This is a genomic window from Anaerotruncus sp. DFI.9.16 (genome assembly GCF_024461615.1).
Classification (GTDB): Bacteria; Bacillota; Clostridia; order Oscillospirales; family Ruminococcaceae; genus Anaerotruncus; species Anaerotruncus massiliensis.
In genome coordinates this window covers 1-652 of record NZ_JANFZX010000133.1, presented here as the reverse complement: position 1 = coordinate 652, position 652 = coordinate 1, and the positions used below count along the sequence as shown (strand labels likewise).

Below are 652 nucleotides of genomic sequence, written 5' to 3'. Positions count from 1 at the left end.
CCGTGCGGGTGGAGTATGACCCCGGACAGGTGAGTCTCGACGCCCTGCTGCTGGCCTACTTCTATGTGATCGACCCCACGGTGGAGAACCGGCAGGGCAACGACCGGGGCAGCCAGTATCAGACCGGTGTCTATTACACCAACGAAAGCGCGAAGGAAACGGTGGAGCGCATTGCGGAGATCGAGCGGGGACGCAGTGAAAAGTTCTTCGTGGAGATCGGCCCACTCAAGAACTACTACCCTGCCGAGGAGTACCACCAGAACTACCTCGAAAAGAACCCGAACGGCTACTGCCACATCCCGCGGGCGGAGATGGAGCTGTTCTCCAAGCTTCGCATCGATCCAGGCGACTACCAAAAGCCCGCAGCAGAGTCCATTCGGGACAAACTGACGGAGGAGCAGTACCGCATCACCCAGGAGAACGGCACGGAACGTCCATTCAGCAATGAGTTCTGGGATCAGTTCGAGAAGGGCATCTATGTGGATATCGTCACCGGCGAACCGCTCTTTTCCTCCACGGATAAGTACGAGAGCGGCTGCGGCTGGCCGGCTTTCACAAAGCCCATTGAAGAGCCTGCCGTGGTGGAACTGGAGGACCTGAGCCACGGCATGCGCCGCACAGAGGTCAGAAGCCGTGCCGGAGATTCTCACCT

At 59.2% G+C, this 652-nt stretch carries 1 protein-coding gene; it reads left to right on the top strand.

From position 1 onward, the window contains the following. On the top strand, positions 1-652 hold a 652-nt coding region (gene msrB, locus NE609_RS17315), incomplete at both ends, for a peptide-methionine (R)-S-oxide reductase MsrB (RefSeq protein WP_256153239.1).